This window comes from Flavobacterium tagetis, from assembly GCF_016735615.1.
Taxonomy (GTDB): domain Bacteria; phylum Bacteroidota; class Bacteroidia; order Flavobacteriales; family Flavobacteriaceae; genus Flavobacterium; species Flavobacterium tagetis.
Genome location: NZ_JAERSF010000002.1, coordinates 1,443,756 through 1,464,476 on the forward strand (window position 1 = coordinate 1,443,756; position 20,721 = coordinate 1,464,476).

17 protein-coding genes and 2 tRNA genes are annotated in these 20,721 nt (G+C 31.9%); 10 read left to right on the top strand and 9 right to left on the bottom strand.

Annotated features, from left to right (window positions below; translation table 11 throughout):
* Positions 1–18: 18 nt before the first annotated feature.
* The 3 genes from lepB to JI750_RS13720 form a co-directional block, all read right to left on the bottom strand.
* Positions 19–1,626, bottom strand: coding sequence for a signal peptidase I (lepB, locus tag JI750_RS13710; RefSeq protein WP_202002812.1), 1,608 nt, complete (start codon positions 1,624–1,626; stop codon positions 19–21).
* A gap of 298 nt (positions 1,627–1,924) precedes the next feature.
* Positions 1,925–2,005: transfer RNA gene (locus JI750_RS13715), tRNA-Tyr, on the bottom strand.
* Between the two features lie 77 nt (positions 2,006–2,082).
* Positions 2,083–2,157, bottom strand: a tRNA-Val gene (locus JI750_RS13720).
* Between the two features lie 263 nt (positions 2,158–2,420).
* On the opposite strand from JI750_RS13720, the gene JI750_RS13725 reads away from it, so the two are divergent.
* The gene (locus JI750_RS13725) at positions 2,421–4,211 is read left to right on the top strand and encodes an ABC transporter ATP-binding protein (RefSeq protein ID WP_202002824.1); all 1,791 of its coding nucleotides are present in this window, start codon (positions 2,421–2,423) and stop codon (positions 4,209–4,211) included.
* Positions 4,212–4,391: 180 nt separating this feature from the next.
* On the opposite strand, the gene JI750_RS13730 is transcribed toward JI750_RS13725, so the two are convergent.
* Positions 4,392–5,561 (bottom strand): proline dehydrogenase family protein, encoded by a 1,170-nt coding sequence (locus tag JI750_RS13730; RefSeq protein ID WP_202002827.1) that lies wholly within the window; start codon positions 5,559–5,561, stop codon positions 4,392–4,394.
* Positions 5,562–5,807: 246 nt separating this feature from the next.
* Here JI750_RS13730 and aroB point away from each other — a divergent pair, with 246 nt between their 5' ends.
* The 5 genes from aroB (at position 5,808) to recQ (ending at position 12,317) form a co-directional block, all read left to right on the top strand.
* Positions 5,808–6,875 (top strand): 3-dehydroquinate synthase, encoded by a 1,068-nt coding sequence (aroB, locus tag JI750_RS13735; RefSeq protein WP_202002829.1) that lies wholly within the window; start codon positions 5,808–5,810, stop codon positions 6,873–6,875.
* Positions 6,876–7,179: 304 nt separating this feature from the next.
* Positions 7,180–8,583, top strand: a complete 1,404-nt coding sequence (locus JI750_RS13740; protein ID WP_111369071.1) for a type III PLP-dependent enzyme domain-containing protein — start codon at positions 7,180–7,182, stop codon at positions 8,581–8,583.
* Positions 8,584–8,681: 98 nt separating this feature from the next.
* Entirely contained in the window at positions 8,682–9,650 is a 969-nt protein-coding gene (locus tag JI750_RS13745) for a deoxyhypusine synthase family protein (RefSeq protein WP_057117936.1), read from the top strand.
* Positions 9,651–9,658: 8 nt separating this feature from the next.
* Complete coding sequence (locus JI750_RS13750) at positions 9,659–10,069, top strand: DNA primase (protein WP_202002832.1); 411 nt, start codon at positions 9,659–9,661, stop codon at positions 10,067–10,069.
* Positions 10,070–10,208: 139 nt separating this feature from the next.
* Positions 10,209–12,317: a DNA helicase RecQ gene (recQ, locus tag JI750_RS13755; RefSeq protein ID WP_202002835.1), complete on the top strand. Its 2,109-nt coding sequence runs from the start codon at positions 10,209–10,211 to the stop codon at positions 12,315–12,317.
* A gap of 175 nt (positions 12,318–12,492) precedes the next feature.
* Here recQ and JI750_RS13760 read toward each other — a convergent pair whose 3' ends face one another.
* The 4 genes from JI750_RS13760 to JI750_RS13775 form a co-directional block, all read right to left on the bottom strand.
* On the bottom strand, positions 12,493–13,008 hold the full coding sequence (locus JI750_RS13760; protein ID WP_202002838.1) for a DinB family protein: 516 nt from the start codon (positions 13,006–13,008) through the stop codon (positions 12,493–12,495).
* 10 nt (positions 13,009–13,018) lie between these two features.
* A complete protein-coding gene (locus tag JI750_RS13765; RefSeq protein ID WP_202002841.1) occupies positions 13,019–15,604 on the bottom strand; it encodes a phosphoenolpyruvate carboxylase in 2,586 nt (861 codons plus the stop codon).
* Between the two features lie 92 nt (positions 15,605–15,696).
* A complete protein-coding gene (locus JI750_RS13770) occupies positions 15,697–16,176 on the bottom strand; it encodes an Lrp/AsnC family transcriptional regulator (protein WP_008468989.1) in 480 nt (159 codons plus the stop codon).
* A gap of 77 nt (positions 16,177–16,253) precedes the next feature.
* Entirely contained in the window at positions 16,254–17,408 is a 1,155-nt protein-coding gene (locus JI750_RS13775) for a M14 family metallopeptidase (RefSeq protein ID WP_202002844.1), read from the bottom strand.
* A 312-nt stretch (positions 17,409–17,720) separates the two neighbouring features.
* Here JI750_RS13775 and JI750_RS13780 point away from each other — a divergent pair, with 312 nt between their 5' ends.
* Entirely contained in the window at positions 17,721–18,179 is a 459-nt protein-coding gene (locus tag JI750_RS13780; RefSeq protein ID WP_202002847.1) for a helix-turn-helix domain-containing protein, read from the top strand.
* 83 nt (positions 18,180–18,262) lie between these two features.
* On the opposite strand, the gene JI750_RS13785 is transcribed toward JI750_RS13780, so the two are convergent.
* Positions 18,263–18,814 (bottom strand): 1-acyl-sn-glycerol-3-phosphate acyltransferase, encoded by a 552-nt coding sequence (locus JI750_RS13785; protein ID WP_202002850.1) that lies wholly within the window; start codon positions 18,812–18,814, stop codon positions 18,263–18,265.
* A 64-nt stretch (positions 18,815–18,878) separates the two neighbouring features.
* Here JI750_RS13785 and JI750_RS13790 point away from each other — a divergent pair, with 64 nt between their 5' ends.
* Genes JI750_RS13790 through JI750_RS13800 form a run of 3 tightly spaced genes read left to right on the top strand, consistent with a single transcriptional unit; the run spans position 18,879 to position 20,709 of the window.
* Complete coding sequence (locus JI750_RS13790) at positions 18,879–19,544, top strand: spermidine synthase (protein ID WP_202002853.1); 666 nt, start codon at positions 18,879–18,881, stop codon at positions 19,542–19,544.
* 4 nt (positions 19,545–19,548) lie between these two features.
* Complete coding sequence (locus JI750_RS13795; protein ID WP_202002856.1) at positions 19,549–20,226, top strand: peptidoglycan DD-metalloendopeptidase family protein; 678 nt, start codon at positions 19,549–19,551, stop codon at positions 20,224–20,226.
* Positions 20,227–20,232: 6 nt separating this feature from the next.
* A complete protein-coding gene (locus tag JI750_RS13800; RefSeq protein ID WP_202002859.1) occupies positions 20,233–20,709 on the top strand; it encodes a hypothetical protein in 477 nt (158 codons plus the stop codon).
* Positions 20,710–20,721 lie beyond the last annotated feature (12 nt).

Here is a 20,721-nt window from a genome sequence, read left to right on the forward strand (position 1 = left end):
TCTAAAGTATTTAAAGATCTATACTTTTCTTTTGTTCTTAATTAATTTGTTTATGCCAATACCAATAATTACTAATATTAAGAAATGTATCAAATAAGATTTAGGTTTGTCATTGCCATTTACAAAAGAAAAAACCCGATTCCATCTTACTTTATTTAAACCCTTACCATCTTTTTCCAAACTTAGCCAAATAAAAACGGGTTTGCCAACTACGTGATCAAAAGGAACATATCCCCAGAATCGTGCATCTAGAGAATTTTGTCGATTATCTCCCATCATCCAGTAATAATCTTGTTTAAAAGTGTAAGTGTTACTTGCTTTTCCGTTTATTATAATCTGTTTGTCTTTAAGTTTTAAATCATTATGTTCGTACTCTTCTATAATTCGTTTGTAAAAAGGCAACGTTTCGATATTTAATTTTATGGTTTTTCCTTTTTTAGGAATATAAATTGGACCATAATTATCGATATTCCAGCCTAATGATCGAACATGAGGAAATACATTCCCATCTTCGCCTTTTGGCGTTAATTGCTTTTTAACGCTTTTTACAATAGGATTGCTTGCTATAAATTTAGCTTCTTCATCCGTTAATGTCAAAAAATATTCTCCCGTATTAGTAAGCGCAAAATAGCCATTGTCGTATTTTAATCCTTCCCTTGCTCCATATGTGTACTTAAGTTCATCTTGACTTATAGCTTGTCCTTTCGTATCAATTAAAAAATTGTACTGAGCCTTTGCACTTTTAGGCAATACTGATATTTTGCCATTAATATAAATATCTCCATCACGAATTTCTAAAGTGTCTCCTGGTATTCCAACACATCGTTTAACTAAATTCGTTTTCTTGTCAATTGGCTTATAATAGTTTCGATCTGGATTAAAATTATCCATATTTCGCAAAGTGTCGGCAGGCTGATTGAAAACCACAATTTCATTTCGTTTGATTTCTTCTAGTGCAGGAAATCTAAAATATGGTAATTGAAACTTGTTTAGTAATGAAGTTTCCTTTTTGGTGAAATCATCATTAAATAAATAAGATTTTAAACCAACACCAGGAATTGAATCATGTACCATAGGCAATGCAATAGAAGTCATAGGTGTTCGTGCTCCAAAATTAATTTTGCTAACAAACAAAAAATCGCCCGTATATAATGTTTTTTCTAATGATGATGATGGAATTGTAAAGGGTTGAATAATGTATGTATGAACTAATGTAGCAACGATAATTGCAAATACAAGAGATCCTATGGTGTCTTCTGTCTTAGATTTTGGCCTTAAATCTCTGTTTTCAACATAGGATATATCTTTTGAAAAGTAGTTTAAAAATGCAATATAGAAACCAAATGTTATTAAAACCAACACAGTATCTTTTGTGGTATTTTTTCCAAAGCTTCTAATGAATTCAATCCAAACTACGGGAATCATTAATAAATTAATTATTGGGATAAAAAGTAATAAAACCCACCAAAGAGGACGTTTTATAATTTTCATCATTATAACCAAATTATAAATTGGAATAAATGACTCTATGGGTTTTCTTCCCGCTTTTATATAAAGCTTCCAAGTGGATAATCCGTGGATAATTTGAACAATCAGGATAAAAATGAGCCATTGTGATAAATTCATGCTTTCTGAAGTTTTATTATTTTGTTTTTTTATCTAAATCTATAATTTGATTTGGTATATGTATCATTTTATTTAATTTGTTACATAATAATAAAACAAGTAGTGCTAAAATTGAATCTATTTACAATAGGATTTGTGACTACAGAATCGACAAATGCTGCTTAATTGAATTAAAATTTGAATAAAAGATTTATATAGTTTGTAAAAGAAAAAAGCCTGTAAATCTTTTGATTTACAGGCTTTAAATGTTTTGTTTAAAAAATCAAAGAAACTTTGTTCTCGTTTCTCAAAGCTTTTGTGGGGAGAGCAGGATTCGAACCTGCGAAGTTCACACAGCAGATTTACAGTCTGCCCTCGTTGGCCGCTTGAGTATCTCCCCAAATCTGATTGTAAAATTATAATTTATTACATCAGGAAAGTCAAAAAAAAATCCTTAATTACTTAAGGAGTCTTTTGTGGGCGATGAGGGGTTCGAACCCCCGACCCCCTCGGTGTAAACGAGGTGCTCTGAACCAGCTGAGCTAATCGCCCTATTTTACTAGGTTGCTATCGTTTGTGATTGCGAGTGCAAATATACATCTAGATTTTAAAATTCCAAGCCTTTTTTTGAAAAAAGTTTAAAATAATTTCAATAAACTATTTAGAAATCTATTTCTCAGTAAATTAAAAAAAGTAAAAAAGTTGCAATTTTTAAATTTTAGTTAAAAATTGAATACTCCAAAGCTAATTCAGAATATTCTTTTTGTATTCATTTGCTATAGTCATACCTTTGCGTACCTTAATTGTATATTCAAATGGCAAGATTTCAAGAAAATGATTTACCGAAAGCTAAATTAAACTCTAACTCCCTTCAAAAAGCTCTCCGAATTTTTAAATATGCTAAAAACCACAAATGGAAATTCTTCCTTGGTTTGATTTTTCTCTTTTTAACAAGTGCCACTGCCCTAGCCTTTCCTAAATTAATGGGAATGCTTGTAGATTGTGTTACTAATAAAGACCTTTCTAAAGCAAATGAAATTGCTCTAGGCCTAATGGGAATTCTTGGACTTCAGGCTATTTTTTCGTTTTTCAGAATTTCACTGTTTGTGAATTTCACAGAAAACTCGTTATCAAACATTCGTTTTGCTTTATATGAGAATCTAATAAAATTACCAATGTCTTTTTATTCACAAAAGCGTGTTGGAGAACTTAATAGTAGAATTAGTGCTGATATTTCGCAGTTGCAAGATACTTTCAGTACTACAATTGCAGAGTTTTTACGTCAGTTTATTTTAATTATTGGAGGTTTCGTAATCTTAGGAAGCATTAGTCCAAAATTAACCTTAATGATGTTGGCAATTGTGCCTGTTGTGGCTGTTGCTGCTGTAATATTTGGAAGATTTATTCGTAAATACGGAAAGAAAACACAAGATAAAGTTGCTGAAAGTCAAGTTATAGTTGAAGAAACTTTACAAGGAATTAGTAATGTAAAAGCATTTGCTAATGAATGGTATGAAATTCAGCGTTATAAAAATAAAATTAGAGAAATTGTAAAAATCGCTATTAAAGGCGGTCAATATAGAGGTTATTTTGCTTCGTTCATTATTCTTTGTCTTTTCGGATGCGTTGTTGCTGTAGTTTGGTACGGAATTACCCTAACAATTAAAGGAGAAGTTGAAGGTGTTGGTGATCTAATTTCGTTTGTATTGTATACTACTTTTATTGGGGCCTCTTTTGGTGGAATTGCCGAAATGTATGCACAGATTCAAAAAGCAGTTGGTGCAACAGAACGTGTTTTTGAATTATTAGAAGAAACTCCTGAAGAAATCAATGCGAAACCAAGACTTTCTGCAGTTGAAAAAATTAAAGGAAATGTGATTTTTAATAACGTTGCTTTTAGTTATCCTTCAAGAAAAGAAGTTCAGGTTTTAAAAGATGTAAATTTCAATGCCGAATTTGGTCAGAAAATAGCAATCGTTGGACCAAGTGGTGCCGGAAAATCGACTATTTCTTCTCTTCTGTTGCGTTTTTACGACATTACTTCTGGAGAGATTTTAGTTGACGGAAAAAATATTTACGATTATGATTTAGAAGATTTACGCGGAAATATGAGTATTGTTCCTCAAGACGTAATTTTATTCGGAGGAACTATTAGAGAGAATATCGCTTACGGAAATCCAAATGCTACTGAAGAAGAAATTATTGCTGCTGCAAAACAAGCAAATGCCTTTAACTTTGTAGATGGTTTTCCTGAGAAATTCGAAACTTTAGTTGGAGAACGAGGCGTTAAACTTTCTGGTGGACAGCGTCAACGGATTGCAATTGCAAGAGCATTGCTTAAAAATCCAAGTATTTTAATTCTAGACGAAGCGACATCCTCTTTGGATAGTGAAAGTGAAAAATTAGTTCAAGAAGCTTTAGAAGTTTTAATGGAAGGAAGAACAAGCATTATTATTGCTCACAGACTTTCTACAATTAGAAACGCAGACAAAATCTTAGTTTTAGATAACGGTAAAATTTCTGAAGAAGGAACGCACCAAGAATTAATAAACTTAGAAAATGGAATTTATAAAAACTTAAGTAATTTACAGTTTAGCAATTCTTAAATAGAAATTCCAATTTTTTAAATTCCAAATTCCAATAAAAAAAAGCTCCATTTGAAAAATCGAATGGAGTTTTTTTTGTTTGAAATATTATATAAAATAAAACCCGACAGGTTTTTAAAACTTGTCGGGCTCTGAATTTATAAAAACTGTAAACTGAGACAGAAAACTGAAAACTAAAAATTATTTCCCTTTTCTACGTTTACGTTCAGCTTTAATCATTCCTAATTCGCGGCTTGTTTGACCTGCTACAGAAGTGTTTTCCTCTGCACGACGAATCAAGTATGGCATAACATCTTTTACTGGTCCAAATGGCAAGTATTTAGCGACATTATAACCGTTTTCTGCTAAGTTGTAGCTAATATTGTCACTCATTCCGTATAATTGACCGAACCAGATTCTAGAATCGTTTTTAACGATCCCTTTCTCCGCCATCATTTCCATTAATTTGTATGAACTTAATTCGTTGTGAGTTCCAGCAAAAATGGCCATTTTATCGATATGCTCTAACATATATTGTACGGCATTATCGTAGTTTACGTCGGTAGCTTCTTTAGAAACGCAGATTGGAGAAACATACCCTTTTTCTTCCGCTCTTTTGTTTTCTTTTTCCATGTAAGCACCACGAACCAATTTCATTCCGATATAGAAACCTTCAGTTTTAGCAACTTCATGAAGTTTTTTCAAGTAATCCAAACGATCCCAACGGTACATTTGTAAAGTGTTAAATACAATAGCTTTTTCTTTATTGTATTTACGCATCATATCTGTCACCAATTCATCAGCTGCATCTTGCATCCAGCTTTCTTCCCCATCAATCAATAAGGCAACATCTTTTTTGTGGGCTTCGCCACAAACTTTATCAAAACGAGACACAACTCTATCCCATTCTGCTTGTTCTGCTGGACTAAAAGCTTGTTTTTCTCCTAATTTCTCATACAATTCAAAACGACCTAAACCAGTTGGTTTGAAAACTGCAAATGGAATTGCCAATCGTTCTTTAGCAAAATCAATAGTTCTTAAAGTCATTTCTAAAGCAGCATCAAATTGCTCCTCTTCTTCTTTTCCTTCAACAGAATAATCCAAAACAGAAGAAACTCCTTTTGTAAACATTTTGTCTACAACAGTAAGGCAGTCGTTCTCGTTTACACCACCGCAAAAATGGTCAAAAACAGTCGCTCTAATTAATCCTTCTACTGGTAAATGAGCTTTAATTGCAAAATTAGTTACAGCAGTACCAATTCGTACTAAAGGTTCGCTGTCAATCATTTTGAAAAGGAAATAAGCTCTATCAAGTTCCGTATCACTCTTTAGTGAAAATGCAACCTGTGTATTATCGAATATCTTTTCCATTAAAATTTATTTTTTATGCAAATATAGAGAGTGTTTTGAATATTTTTCATTAAATGATATCATATTTTTCAATATTCTTAACGAGAACAATACAAATGTCAATTTATGAAGTAAATATTTATTTCTTGAAGAATTTTATCTTATTTTTAAAGATGCAAACCCGCATTTTAAACAAATTAGCCCTAAAGTTTGAATATTATTACGTTAAAAATGCCTTATTTTGCGTTTTCAATTAACTAAAGAATTATGCAATCTATTCAAGCCAATAATTATCTCGTACATTTTAATGAGAATGCTTACGAAGCTTTAAATAAACATTTAAGAGAAAGTAAATATTCTAATATTTTCATAATTGTTGATGATCAGACCAATGAGTATTGTTTATCTAAATTTATTCCTCTTTTAGAAACCGATTTAGCGATTGAAATCATAGAATTTGAAGCCGGAGAAGCAAATAAAAATATTGAGACTTGTATTGAGATCTGGAATATTTTGACAGAACTTGGAGCAGATAGAAAATCACTTATTATTAATTTAGGAGGAGGTGTTGTGACTGATTTAGGCGGTTTTGTTGCTTCTACTTTTAAAAGAGGTGTAGATTTTATCAATATCCCTACTACTCTATTATCTATGGTTGATGCTTCTGTTGGAGGAAAAACGGGAGTTGATTTAGGAAACCTTAAAAATCAGATTGGTGTTATTAATGTACCGCAAATGGTATTAATTGACACGCAATATTTAGAAACTTTACCGCAAAGCGAAATGCGCTCTGGTTTAGCTGAAATGCTAAAACATGGTTTAATATATGATGCTCCATATTGGAGACAGTTTTCAGATTTGAAATCAATTGTTTTTGATGAATTAGATCAACTGATTTATCGTTCTGTCGAAATTAAAAATGAAATCGTTATTCAGGATCCAACTGAGAAAAACATTCGTAAGGCTCTAAATTTTGGACATACTTTAGGACACGCCATTGAAGGCTACTTCTTGGAAAGCGAAGAAAAAATGACTTTACTGCACGGAGAAGCTATTGCAGTTGGAATGATTCTAGAAAGTTATATTTCTCTTCAAAAAGGATTAATTTCTGCAGAAGAATATCGTGAAATAAAAGCTGTGATAAAAGACATCTATGACGATGTAATTTTTGAGGAAAATGACATTGATCCGATCTTAGAATTGTTAATTCACGACAAAAAAAATGAATACGGTTTAATTCAATTTGCATTAATTGAGGGAATCGGAAAAATAAAAATTAACCAATCCGTTGAAAATAAATTGATTCTAGAAGCGTTTGAGGATTATAAATCTTAAACTTTTTTTAATCAAAAGCATTGCATTTGGTATATATTATTTTTTACATTTGCGCCATGAAAACAAAGAATCAGCAAAGGCACTTCAGCTCTTACAGAAACAGACTCAACAGTTCTTTATTAAGAATGTTGAACCGTTTCTATAATAGTAAAAGCCCTTTTTGTTTTGATGTATTCCAATGTACAAAAGCAGAGCATGAAAAACTGCCTATTATATTTGCCAATATTAGAGTTTGAATTTAAGATTTAAGTCCCAAAAACCTAAAATTAAATTATAATTACAATCTCTAAACATTGACAAATAAATGAATACAAAATATTCTGATCTAATAAACCAGACATACTACTTTCCACAAGAGGAATTTAAACTAAACAAAGACAACCTATTGTTTCACAATATCGATTTGATGAAATTGGTTGAACAATATGGTACGCCATTAAAGTTTACTTACCTTCCTCAGATTTCTGAAAACATCAACAAAGCAAAAGCTTGGTTCAGAAAATCGATGGAAAAGAATAAATACGATGCAAAATACTATTACTGTTATTGTACAAAAAGCTCTCATTTTGAGTATATTATGAATGAAGCTTTCAAGAATAACATTCACATCGAAACTTCATCTGCATTTGACGTGAATATTGTTGAAAATCTATTAGAAAACGGAAAGATTAACAAAAGCACGTATGTAATCTGTAACGGTTTTAAAAGAGACGAATACATTACTAACATTGGTAGATTAATCAACAACGGACATAAAAACACTATTCCGATTATTGATAATTACGAAGAGTTAGATTTGCTTCAAGCAGAAATTAAAGGAAAATTCAAAATTGGAATCCGTATTGCTGCTGAAGAAGAGCCTAAATTTGAGTTTTATACTTCTAGATTAGGTATTGGTTATAAAAACATAGTTTCGTTTTATAAAAAACAAATTCAGGAGAATGATAAATTAGAGCTTAAAATGCTTCACTTTTTCATTAATACTGGAATTAACGATACGTCATATTACTGGAATGAGCTTGTAAAATGTATCAAAGTATACATTGCTCTTAAGAAAGAGTGCCCTACTCTTGACGGTTTGAACATCGGTGGTGGTTTCCCAATTAAGAACTCACTTGCCTTTGAATATGATTATCAATATATGATTGATGAAATTATCAATCAGATTAAAATTGCTTGTGATGAAGCTGAAGTTGATGTTCCAAATATTTTTACGGAATTTGGTTCGTTTACAGTAGGTGAAAGCGGTGGTGCAATCTATCAGATTTTGTATCAAAAACAACAAAATGATAGAGAAAAATGGAACATGATTGACTCATCTTTCATTACCACTTTACCAGATACTTGGGCTATAAATAAACGTTTTATCATGCTAGCTATTAATCGTTGGAATGATACTTACGAGCGGGTTCTGCTAGGAGGTCTTACTTGTGATAGTGACGACTATTACAATTCTGAACAAAACATGAACGCCATTTATTTGCCTAAATATAATAAAGAGAAGCCTTTATATATCGGTTTCTTTAATACTGGCGCTTATCAAGAAACAATTGGAGGATACGGCGGTCTGCACCACTGTTTGATTCCGCAGCCGAAACATATCTTGATTGATCGTGATGAAAATGGAATTCTGGCAACCGAAGTGTTCTCAGAACAACAGACTTCAGACGATGTTTTAAAGATTCTAGGCTACAAAAAAAAGGTGTAAAAAAACGGCAGATTAAGTTATAATTTTTCTTAAAAAATTCTTAATTTGCATTAACATCCAAAAAGGTTAAACTTTTTAATTCAAAAAAAACAAAAAAAATGAAAGGACCAATCAGTCAGTTTATTGAAAAACATTATTTGCATTTTAACTCTGCTTCGTTAGTAGATGCTGCAAAAGCATACGAACAGCAATTAGCCGATGGTGCAAAGATGCTGGTAAGTATGGCTGGCGCAATGAGTACAGCAGAAATTGGTAAAATTTTTGCCGAAGTAATCAGACAAGACAAAGTGCATATTATTTCATGTACTGGAGCAAACTTAGAAGAAGACATCATGAATTTAGTGGCTCATTCTCACTACGAGAGAGTTCCTAATTACCGTGATTTGACACCAGAAGACGAATGGGCTTTATTAGAAAGAGGATTAAACCGTGTTACAGACACTTGTATTCCTGAGCATGAAGCTTTCCGTCGTTTACAAAAACATATTTACAAAATTTGGAAAGATGCTGACGACAAAGGTGAGCGCTACTTCCCACACGAATTTATGTACAAAATGTTGTTATCTGGCGTTTTAGAAGAATATTACGAAATTGATCTAAAAGATAGCTGGATGTATGCAGCTGCAGAGAAAAATTTACCAATTATCGTTCCAGGATGGGAAGATAGTACAATGGGTAATATCTTTGCTTCATACGTAATTAAAGGAGATTTAAAAGCATCTACCATGAAATCTGGAATTGAATACATGACTTTCCTTGCGGATTGGTATTCTAAAAACAGTTCAAACGGAATTGGATTCTTCCAAATCGGTGGTGGTATCGCTGGTGACTTCCCTATCTGTGTAGTGCCAATGCTTTACCAAGATATGGAAATGCACGATGTTCCATTTTGGAGTTATTTCTGCCAAATTTCAGATTCAACAACGAGTTATGGTTCTTATTCTGGGGCAGTTCCAAATGAAAAAATCACTTGGGGTAAATTAGACATCAAAACCCCTAAATTTATTATTGAATCGGATGCTACAATCGTTGCGCCGTTAATTTTTGCATACTTATTAGATTTATAAGATAATTTATGAAAAGAGTTATAGTAGACTACGCCAAACTTACCAACGAAATTTTAAACCTTTTGGTTGAAAAATTTCCTGATGGTTATGATGATTCGGATGTAATCCGTTTTAGAAATGCTAAAAACGAATTGGTTGAAGCTGTAGAAGTTCGTACTGAAGACACTATTTACTTAGTTAAAATTAGTACTAAACTTGCTGACAGAATTGAAAACTACGATGAAGATGATGATTTAGATGTTGATGTAGATGCAATTGCACCAGTTAAAGGTATGGATCTTGATGATGATATTAGTGACGATGATGATGAAGATGAAAACATTGACAAACCAGATACTGATGGTGGCGATGATGACGATGACGATGATGATAAAGCAGATACTGATTACGATGAAGAAGACGAAGATGATGAAGATTAATTCATTTTCTTTTCAATAAATAAAAAGGAACTCAAGTTGAGTTCCTTTTTTTATAACAAAGCAATGCTAAATTAAATTATATTTTTACTTTTATAAGATTATTTTTACATTTAGGTCTTTTAAAGAAAAATATATGCCTATGACTTCAGAAATTTTACACACTACATTAAAAGAAAATTTTGGCTTTGAGAAATTCAGACCCAATCAGGAAACCATAATTAATACTATCCTATCTGGACAAGATACATTGGCCATTATGCCAACGGGTGGAGGAAAATCTATATGCTTCCAGCTTCCAGCTTTAATTTTACCAGGAATTACGGTTGTAATATCACCGTTGATTGCTTTAATGAAAGATCAAGTTGACAGTTTAAAAACCAATGGAATATCTGCTTGTTACATTAATAGTTCTCAATCATCACAAGAACAGCAATATTATATAGACAACTTAAAATCAAATCATTTTAAATTAGTTTATATCGCTCCCGAAAGTCTATCTTATTTAGACATGGCTTTTAACGAGCTGAATATTAGTTTGATCGCAATAGACGAAGCGCACTGTATTTCATCTTGGGGGCATGACTTTAGACCTGCTTATACCAATTTAGGATATTTAAAAAGTCGCTTCCCTTCTACTCCAATCTTAGCATTGACTGCTACAGCAGATAAAGCAACACGTACTGACATTTCTAAACAATTGAATCTAAAGAATCCTAAAACATTTATAGCTTCTTTTGATCGTAAAAATTTAAGTTTAGAAGTTCGTCCTGCTTTAGACCGTGTCAAACAAATAATAGATTTCATTGAAAACAAACCCAATGAATCTGGAATAATTTATTGTCTGAGCCGTAAAACAACCGAAGAGCTTGCCGAGAAATTAAAAAAGAACGGCATTGCAGCTAAAGCATATCATGCTGGTTTAGACAATGAAACTCGCGCTAAAACTCAGGATCAATTTATAAACGATGATTGTCAAGTAGTTTGCGCTACAATTGCTTTTGGAATGGGAATTGACAAATCTAATGTTCGCTGGGTTATTCATTACAATCTTCCAAAAAACATAGAAGGATACTATCAGGAAATTGGACGTGCCGGACGTGATGGCCTTCCAGCCGAAACGGTTCTATTTGAAAGTTATGCCGATGTGATTCAATTGCAGAAATTTGCTTCAGAAGGACTTAATTCAGATATTCAGCTTGCAAAATTAGATCGTATGAAACAATACGCCGATGCTGTAAGCTGCCGAAGAAAAATTTTACTCTCTTATTTTGGCGAATTGGTTACTGAGAATTGCGGAAACTGTGATATTTGTAAAAATCCTCCAATTTTTTTCGATGGGACGATTCTCGCGCAAAAAGCTTTGTCTGCTATTGTCCGTTTAAAAGAATCTGAACCTTTGGCCGTAATTGTCGATTTTTTAAGAGGCTCGAGAAACGCGTATATCTACGAGAAAAATTATCAAGAGCTAAAAACGTACGGAATTGGCGATGACGTTTCTTGGTATGACTGGAATCAATACCTAATTCAGCTAATCAATTTAGGATATTGTGAAATTGCTTTTCACCAGCATAATAAAATTCTTCTGACTCCTTTTGCAAAGAAAGTTTTATTTGAAGGTGAAAAAGTTAAGCTAACGACGGTTGTTAAGAAAACAATTGATAAAAATGAAACCAAAGAGACAAAACCAAAAGCTACTAAAAACTCTTTATTCGAAACACTTCGCAAATTGCGTTATGAAATTGCTCAAGAAGAAGAAGTTCCTGCTTATGTTATTTTTAGCGATGCTTCTTTACGCCAAATGGAAATCTTGAGGCCAATGAGCGACGAAGAGTTTCTTGCTGTTGAAGGTGTCGGAAAAGCAAAATTGGAAAAATATGGAGCAGATTTCATCAAAGCAATTATTGAGTTTGAAAGAAATAAATCTGTTGTTAAAAAAGAAAAAAAAGACAATACCTATAAAAAAACGCTGGAATTATTTCAGAATGGAATTTCAGTAGAGGAAATAGCAGAACAGCGAGATTTGAGTCCAACGACAATTATTTCGCATTTGGCGAAATTATATGTTGATGGTCATGATTTAGATTTAAGCCAGTTTGTTTCTGAAGATGAAATTCTGCAAATAGAAAAAGCTCAGATAGAATTAGAGAATCCAAATGCATTAAGGCCTTACTACGATTTTTTCGAAGAGAAAATGTCTTATGCTAAGATTCGATTTGGTTTGGCTTTTTTAGAGAAAAAACTTAAATGAGTTTTGTCATCTTGACGAAGGAAAGATCACACTAGAAATTCCACAAAGATTAGTTAAGCACCAAACCCGACAGGTTTTAAAAACCTATCGGGTTTACTGAATATAAAATCAATAAGAAATCCCAAACTCCAACGAAATCGGAATTTGGGATTTTAAATTTTAAAATATTTAATTTTTACAAATATCTTTCCTCAAAAACTTTCTGATGATGTTTTTGATGTCCAATCATGACAAAACCTAAAGCACGAACAGAAATCGGATTATTAGATGCAGTGCCAATTCGTTTAAGCTGTTCATCAGATAAGCTTTTATAAAACAATAAAGTTGAATGTCTTACAGCCGAAAATTCGGTTAGCAAATCTTGAATGCTTCTCTTGTTTGAATTGGTATTATCTGCATAATCATTTTCTTCAAAACTTGGCAAAGGCGTTTTATCATTTCTTGAAAAACGCAAAGCGCGATAAGCAAAAATTCGTTCTGTATCTATAACATGCTGAATAATATCTTTGATTGTCCACTTGCCTTCTGCATAACGATAATCAAATTTATCCATTGGAATATTTTGAACAAATCGAATAAACTCGTGAAGTGAAATTTCCAATTCTTCAATCAAAATTCCATCCCCAGACGCTTTGATATAAGTACCAAAATGACCTGAATATTCATTGTCTAATAATTCTGCTGCTTTCATTTTTATTATTTTAAGCTGAATTTCTACTTGCGTTAGTATTTCCAAATAATGATCTGGTTACGATTTTCTCATAAACTTTAACCAATTCTTCATTTGGCTTTTCTGCTTTATTTAACTCATTTATTCTCAATAAAGCATATTGCTGAATAGTCAACAATGGTAAAACAATGCGCTCTCTAATCTGAATTGAAGCAATACCATCAGGATAATTTTCCATCAACGTTTTGTGTCCAGCAATTTTCAATAAAAGACGTTTTGTTTCTGAGAATTCATCATAGATAATCTGCCAGAATTCACCAAATTCAGGATCATTTTTCATATACGCTGTCAATGGTAAGAAAGATTTTGCTAATGACATCATGCTGTTTTCAAGCAATGTTTTGAAAAACAATGAATTATGATACAAATCACTTACTTTATCCCATTGTCCAGATTCCTCAAAATGTCTCAATGCTGAACCTACTCCAAAGAATCCAGGAACGTTTTGTTTTAACTGGCTCCATGAACCTACAAACGGAATCGCTCTTAAATCAGCAAAATCTAATGATTCAGATTTGCTTCTTTTTGATGGGCGGCTTCCAATATTAGTTTTTGAGTAATATTTCAGCGTACTCATTTTTTCTAAGTACGGAATAAACTTCGGATGATTTTTGAAGCTTAGATATTTATCATAACCCAGATTAGCCAAATCAGTTAAGATTTGAGTTTCTTCTGCAGTTAATTCGTTTTTCTCTTTACTAAATACTTGATTTGTAACACCAGCACTCAATAAATTTTCGATATTATATCGGCAAGAATCTAATGTTCCAAAATTAGAACTGATTGTTTGACCTTGAACTGTAATTTGAATTTCGTTGTTTTCAATTTTTGGACCAAGAGATGCGTAGAACTTGTGAGTTTTTCCACCACCACGAGCTGGAGGTCCACCGCGTCCGTCAAAGAAAATTGCTTTAATTCCGTATTCTCTTGAGATTTTTGTTAACGAAATTTTAGCTTGATAAATACTCCAGTTTGCCATTAAATAGCCACCATCTTTTGTTCCGTCAGAGAATCCAAGCATGATAGTTTGTTTATTCCCTCTCGATTTCAAATGTTTAGCATATTCTGGATTAGTGTACAACTGCTCCATAATAGTATGCGCATTTTGCAAATCGTCTACAGATTCAAAAAGAGGAATGATATCTACTGAAGGCTTTTCCCAATTATTTAAGCGAATCATAGCAAAAGTCTCCATAACATTCAGAGCGCTTTCGTTATTACTAATAATATAACGGTTTGCTCCTTCTTCACCATTGTTTTGCTGAATCGTTTTAATAGCCTGAACAGATTCTAAAGTATATCTAGTGATTTCATTTTCAAAATCAGCTGGATTCAGATTCCCTTTAATTTTCGATAAAACATCAATTTTTTGATCTTCTGTCAATTCATAATAATTTTTTGGAAAAATATCTGAACCGGAGTTCAAATAGTAATTCACAACATCTTTGAAAACTGCATTGTGAATTTTGCTGTTTTGACGAATATCTAAAGTTGCAAAATGGAAACCGAATAAATTAATTTTTACTAAAAGCGCATCCAATTCATCCAAATATAAAGATTGATGTTTCTCAATAATTATAGTTCGAATTTTGTTCAATTGTGTTAATAATTCATCTAATGTGATAAAAATGTCTCCTTTAGAATAAAATACAGAACGATAAAGTTTATGTTCAAGTTCTGCCACTAAATCATCTACACCTGAGAAAGTTAGCTTACGTTTTAAGTTTCTCATTTCTACATAATAACACTTTAAAATTGAAGTTCGTAAACGATCAGCAACTTTAAGCGTAATATCTGTAGTAACAAAAGGATTTCCGTCACGGTCACCTCCTGGCCAGAAACCAAGTTTGATTAATTGATTGTGAATTGGATTTCCTTCTAATATATTTTTTTGAAGATAATGTACAATTTCTCCTGCTGTAGCATAAAATACATTTTCAAGGTACCAAATTAAACTTACTGCTTCATCGTAAGGATTTGGTTTCTCTTTTTGAATAAAAGGAGTTTTACCTAACTGAGCCAGTAATTGCTTAATTTGCAGTAAATCATTTTGACGAATTGCTTCTGTCAAATCGTTGATAATCCCTAAAACTGGACCAGGATAAAATTGAGTTGGGTGTGCCGTTAAAACGGTACGAACATTAAAACTTTCTAGAAATTCACTTAATTCTTCGTCTTTTTCTTTAGCGTCAGATTTTTCTTTGATATCACGAAGAGATCCACGTCCTTCCATATTGTTGACTTCTGGGAATGCAGCGTCCTCAATCGCATCAAATAATACAATTTGACGTTCTATATATTGGATAAATCGAAACATAAGATCGATTTTTTCCTCTTCAGAAGCGTTGCTTAAGAATTTATTTGAGAAGAAATCTACAATTTCTTTAGGAGTTTCTTGTTTTTTAAAGCCTGTTTCGCAAGTTTCTGTAAATAAAGGAAGTAAAACTCCCGTATTATCTATAGAATCAAAGGGTAATGTTATAAAAACACTATTATAAATGTGGTATTTTGAGAGAACGTCTTGATTAAAACGCTCAATTTTTGGCAACGTATACATAATCGTGTTATAGTTGGTTGGTTAATTAGTCATAAAAAAACCCCAAGAATAAACTTGAGGTTATATTTTAATATAGCATTCAAGAAAAGTTCTTACATATTTTTGAAAATAGTATGCATCAAACGCTTCTTATCGTTTATACTTTCCTCTAATGAAATCATTGTTTCTGTTCTGTAAACCCCATCAATATCGTCAATCATAAAGATAACTTCTTTCGCGTGCTTAGTATCTTTTGCTCTAATTTTGCAAAAGATGTTGAATTTTCCTGTAGTTACAGAAGCTACAGTTACGAATGGAATTTGATTGATTCTCTCTAATACAAATTTAGTCTGAGATGTATTATTAAGAAAAACCCCTACATAAGCAATAAATGAATAACCTAATTTATCGTAATCTAAGGCTAATGAAGATCCCATGATGATACCGGCATCTTCCATCTTTTTAACTCTAACGTGTACTGTACCAGCAGATATCAATAGTTTTTTTGCAATGTCAGTAAACGGAACTCTCGTATTGTCTATTAACATATCTAAAATCTGGTGATCTACTTCATCTAAACGAAATTTACTCATAATTGTTTAATTAATATTACTAATTGCTATTACAAAGTATAAAATTATATATAAAAAACAACAAATTCACATAAAAATTAACTTTTTATTAATCCGTTAACAAATTTAACATTTTTATTTAAATAAAAATTTGCTTTTTGACCCATTTTAGGAAAGTTTTGGAAATCGTCCGAATATTCTGCACCTTTTGCGTCGTATTCGTAATGACCAAAATAATTTTCCAACTCACCTACTTCAACTATGTAAGCGTTAAAATGAATCTTATTTTCGATTAATTCTTCTTTGTATTGAGCGACAAAATTCGTAATAATTTCGATACCATCATAATTTATTTTGACATTTTTATACATAAAATCATAAAAAACCACATTATTTTGTGAAATATTCAAATATTCGGAAAATCTATTATCAACTAAATCGTTTTCGGATATTAGTTTGAAGCTCTGAATTAACGCGAAAAATATGTATTTCCTAGTAATCTCTCGTTCGTAATCCTCTGGAAAATGTCCTGCCTCAAATAAGATAGTTGGAACACCTAAAAATTGAAAAGTGTCTCCTATACAATTAATATTGAACGAGTCATCAAAACGACCAACTTGTCCAGGAATGTATTTTTGTAGTTCTTCATTGATTCCAGCAATGATGTTTATGGCTTTTAATCTATTGTCGTTTACTTCTCTTTCTTCATTATATGATGGCGCTAAAAAAGATACAGTTGCAGGTTTTCCCGTTGTTCCTGCTCCAAATATTGTACGCTGATCGTGAAGGTTAAAGCAAAAATCAGGTTTAAACTGTTCAAATACTTGGCGAAGCACTTTACTTTCTGGCTGCGTCAAATCTTGCGAATCACGATTTAAGTCAATTTCGTTTGCATTTGCTCTGGTATAAAGTCTCGCACCGTCGGGATTAAGCATTGGAATGCAATAAAATGTGAAAGTATCCAACATTTGCTTAGCAAAATTGCTATCATCATTCAGTAAATTGATGAAATCAAATAAAGCTTTTGTTGTTGTGCTTTCGTTTCCGTGCATTTGCGACCACAGGTATGCGCGTGTTTTTCCAGTTCCAATTTGATAACTATATATAGGTTCGCCTAGAACAGATGTGCCAATAATCTGTACTTGACCATTTGTATTTAACTTATCTAAAAGTGGTTTAATATGATCTAAAGTAAGATATCTGCCTGAGATTGACTGTTCCTTGTACTGTATAAAAAGCTGTTCTAAATTCATTGTGTTTCGATTAGTTTACAAAAGTAAACATCTTTATTTTTACAATTGTAAACTGTGAAAAATATTAATAATTTAGAATTGTAAACAGTTCTGGGGAAGATTTGGTATAACTATAGATAACTTGTTTTATTTAAGCTTTTTAAACTAATAGCTATTATCTAAATTAATAGATTTCAGTTAATTATGATTATCTATCTAAATTTTAAATTTAACATAAAAATGAACTCTAATTAAAATTGCAACAATAATATTCGAATACTGTTTCTTTTTGTTTACATTTGTAAATGAGCGAATTTAAAACAGGAATTTACAATGGTAAACATAGATGATTTTGTAAAAAGACTTGAATCTGTATTGGAATATTATGGTTTAAACGCATCTGCATTTGCTGATCAAATTGGTGTGCAACGTTCTAGCATGTCACATCTTTTATCAGGAAGAAATAAACCCAGTTTAGATTTTGTAATGAAAATTCTAGAAGTTTTTCCAGATGTAGATTTATATTGGATTTTGATAGGAAAAGGAACTTTCCCAAAAAGCAATACAGAAGAAAAGGTTGAAACTCAAAAATCCTCTTCTCCTATTCTTTCGAATCAGAATATGAGTAAAGATTTATTTTCAACAATAGAAATAAATTCCGAAGAAGAAGAAAAAAGAGAAAATAAAAAATCTCCTGTTCTAAAAAATGAAAAATTGAATTTGGAAGATGACGAAATTGAAAAAATTGTCCTATTCTATAAAAACGGCACTTTTAAAGCTTATTCTCCATAATGCAAAAATTAGCGCGCATTTGACTCTTTGTCCAGAAATTTTTTAAATACGCGATTCTCACGCGTTTCGAAAATTCTCAGAAATTACAGTTTTATTCCATTTTCAGGGATTTTCCCTAAAACGCCTTCATAATGCTTTTTCAAAATTTCATAATCGGCTTCATAATTTCCAGTTGGATAAATTGCTTTGCCTAGATTTACTTCTTTTTTGCCCCAATCAAAAGCGACGGGCACAATTGGCACTTTCGCTTTAAGCGCAATAAAATAAAATCCGGTTTTTAATTCATTCACTTTTTTTCTGGTTCCTTCTGGAGCAACAGCCAAACGAAAGATTTCTTTTCTATCAAAGATCGAAGCAATCGCATCTACTTTATTCAATCCGCCAGAACGATCTAATGGCTCTCCACCAACATTTCTAAAATAAAAACCAAAAGGAAATCTAAATAACTCCTTCTTTGCAACAAAATTCATCTGCAATCCAGATATGCCACGAGTAAAAAGACCTATATAGAAATCATGATTACTTGTATGAGGCATTACTACTAATACGCATTTTTTTACTTCAGCATTCTCCAATCCTACTATCTTCCAGCCCATTAGCTTGTAAAAGATGAATTTGTATAATAGTTTTTTCATGAAAGATTTAATATTTGGTGCAAAATAAAAGATTTAATGGTAAATTTGAGTAAAAGCATAAAAAATGATTCGAAAATTTTTCAGTTATATAATTCCTATAAAAATATTTAAGAAAAAATCAGCCAGAAGCAAAATGATTGAAGTTACTTGGGCAAATGGCGAATTAGTATTGGACACTGAAAACACAAATTATTCATACGGAAGTCTACAGCGTATATTAAGGTATGGACTCCGGAATATTGGCTACGATAAAATTTTAGAAATGGATCACGTTTTACTATTAGGAGTCGCTGGTGGAAGCGTAGTAAAAACTCTAGTAGACGAGATTGAATATAAAGAAAAAATAACAGGAGTTGAAATCGATTCTGATATAATTCAGATTGCCAATGAATATTTTAACCTGAATCAAATTAAGCAATTAGAAGTTATTATTGACGACGCATTTGAATTTGTTCTGAAAACAAAAGACAAATACGATCTCATTATTATAGACATTTTTGAAGATACGAATATGCCTAATTTTTTGTTCGAAAAGTTTTTTGTCGATAGAGTTTGTACCATTTTAAAAGACAATGGTTTTGTTTTATTCAACACCATGATATTAGACGAAGCTCACAATGTTCGAAACAGAAAATATGTTGCAGAAATAAACCCGAAAATGTTTAAAACAAAGATGTTGCCCCGTATTGAAGTACATAACGAATTAATAATTATAAATAAAGTAGCCTAATTTTATGAAACCCCTTGCCTCAATCTTAAATTCCCTACCGCCTGCTAAAGTTATAGATGCCTCCATTAATATTTCTGAATATACGCCGTTAAATCTATCGGTTTCGAATCAAGAATTGGTAAATCAGAAATTAGATACTTCGGAAGATTTTGAAAAATATATTTCAAGTTTTCTAAAAGAAAACAACGCCAAAGTAGCATTCGGCGGTTATATAGAAGGCAGATTTTTATATCAAAGAAGCCCTATTTTCTTGGATGCCTCAAAACCGGAGCGCAATATTCATATCGGACTAGATTTATGGGCCGAAGAAGGAACTGCTGTACTTGCAGCCCTTGATGGAATAGTTCACAGTTTTAAAAACAATAAAGGTTTGGGCGACTATGGTCCTACTATTATATTGGAACACGAAGTAGAAAATGAGAAATTTTATACTTTATATGGACATTTATCGTTAGAAAGTATAGAAAATTTAAATGTCGGAGACAATTTTAAGAAAGGCGAAAAAATTGCAACTTTAGGAAATGCTTCTGTAAATGGCGATTATGCACCTCATGTCCATTTTCAGATTATCCATAACATTGGAGATTATTGGGGAGATTATCCAGGAGTCTGCAACACAAAAGACCTAAACTTTTATATCGAAAATTGTCCCGATCCTAACTTATTATTAAAAATTACTTAAATAGTTATGAAGAAAGCAGGATTGATTATATGTTTGTTGTTATTAATCGGATGTAAATCTAAAACAGTTACCAGAGATACAGAAGATTTAAAAATTAAAAAGGTTTCTGGAGCAGATGTTAATGCAAATCAGCAGCGGAAGGCGTATGATTTAGGAAAGAGAGTCTTAGAAACTTGTAATACTTCAAAATTTAAACCTTTTAATGAAACTGAAGTTACTAAAACGGTTATGGAAAACACTACAGAAGAACGTTTAACCAAAACCTGCCAAAGATTTAGACAATACTACGGAAGTTTTATAGATTTAAAATTAGATGGAGTTTACAAAACCAAACACGAAGTCATTTATCGCTATCATGCTTTGTACACAAAAAAAGTTGCCAATAAAGAATTACGCATCTTTGTAAATGAAGACAATCTCATTTCTGCCATAAAATCTATGGATTGGGATGAAAAATTTGATGCCAAATTAGCCGATCAATAAATTATAATACTT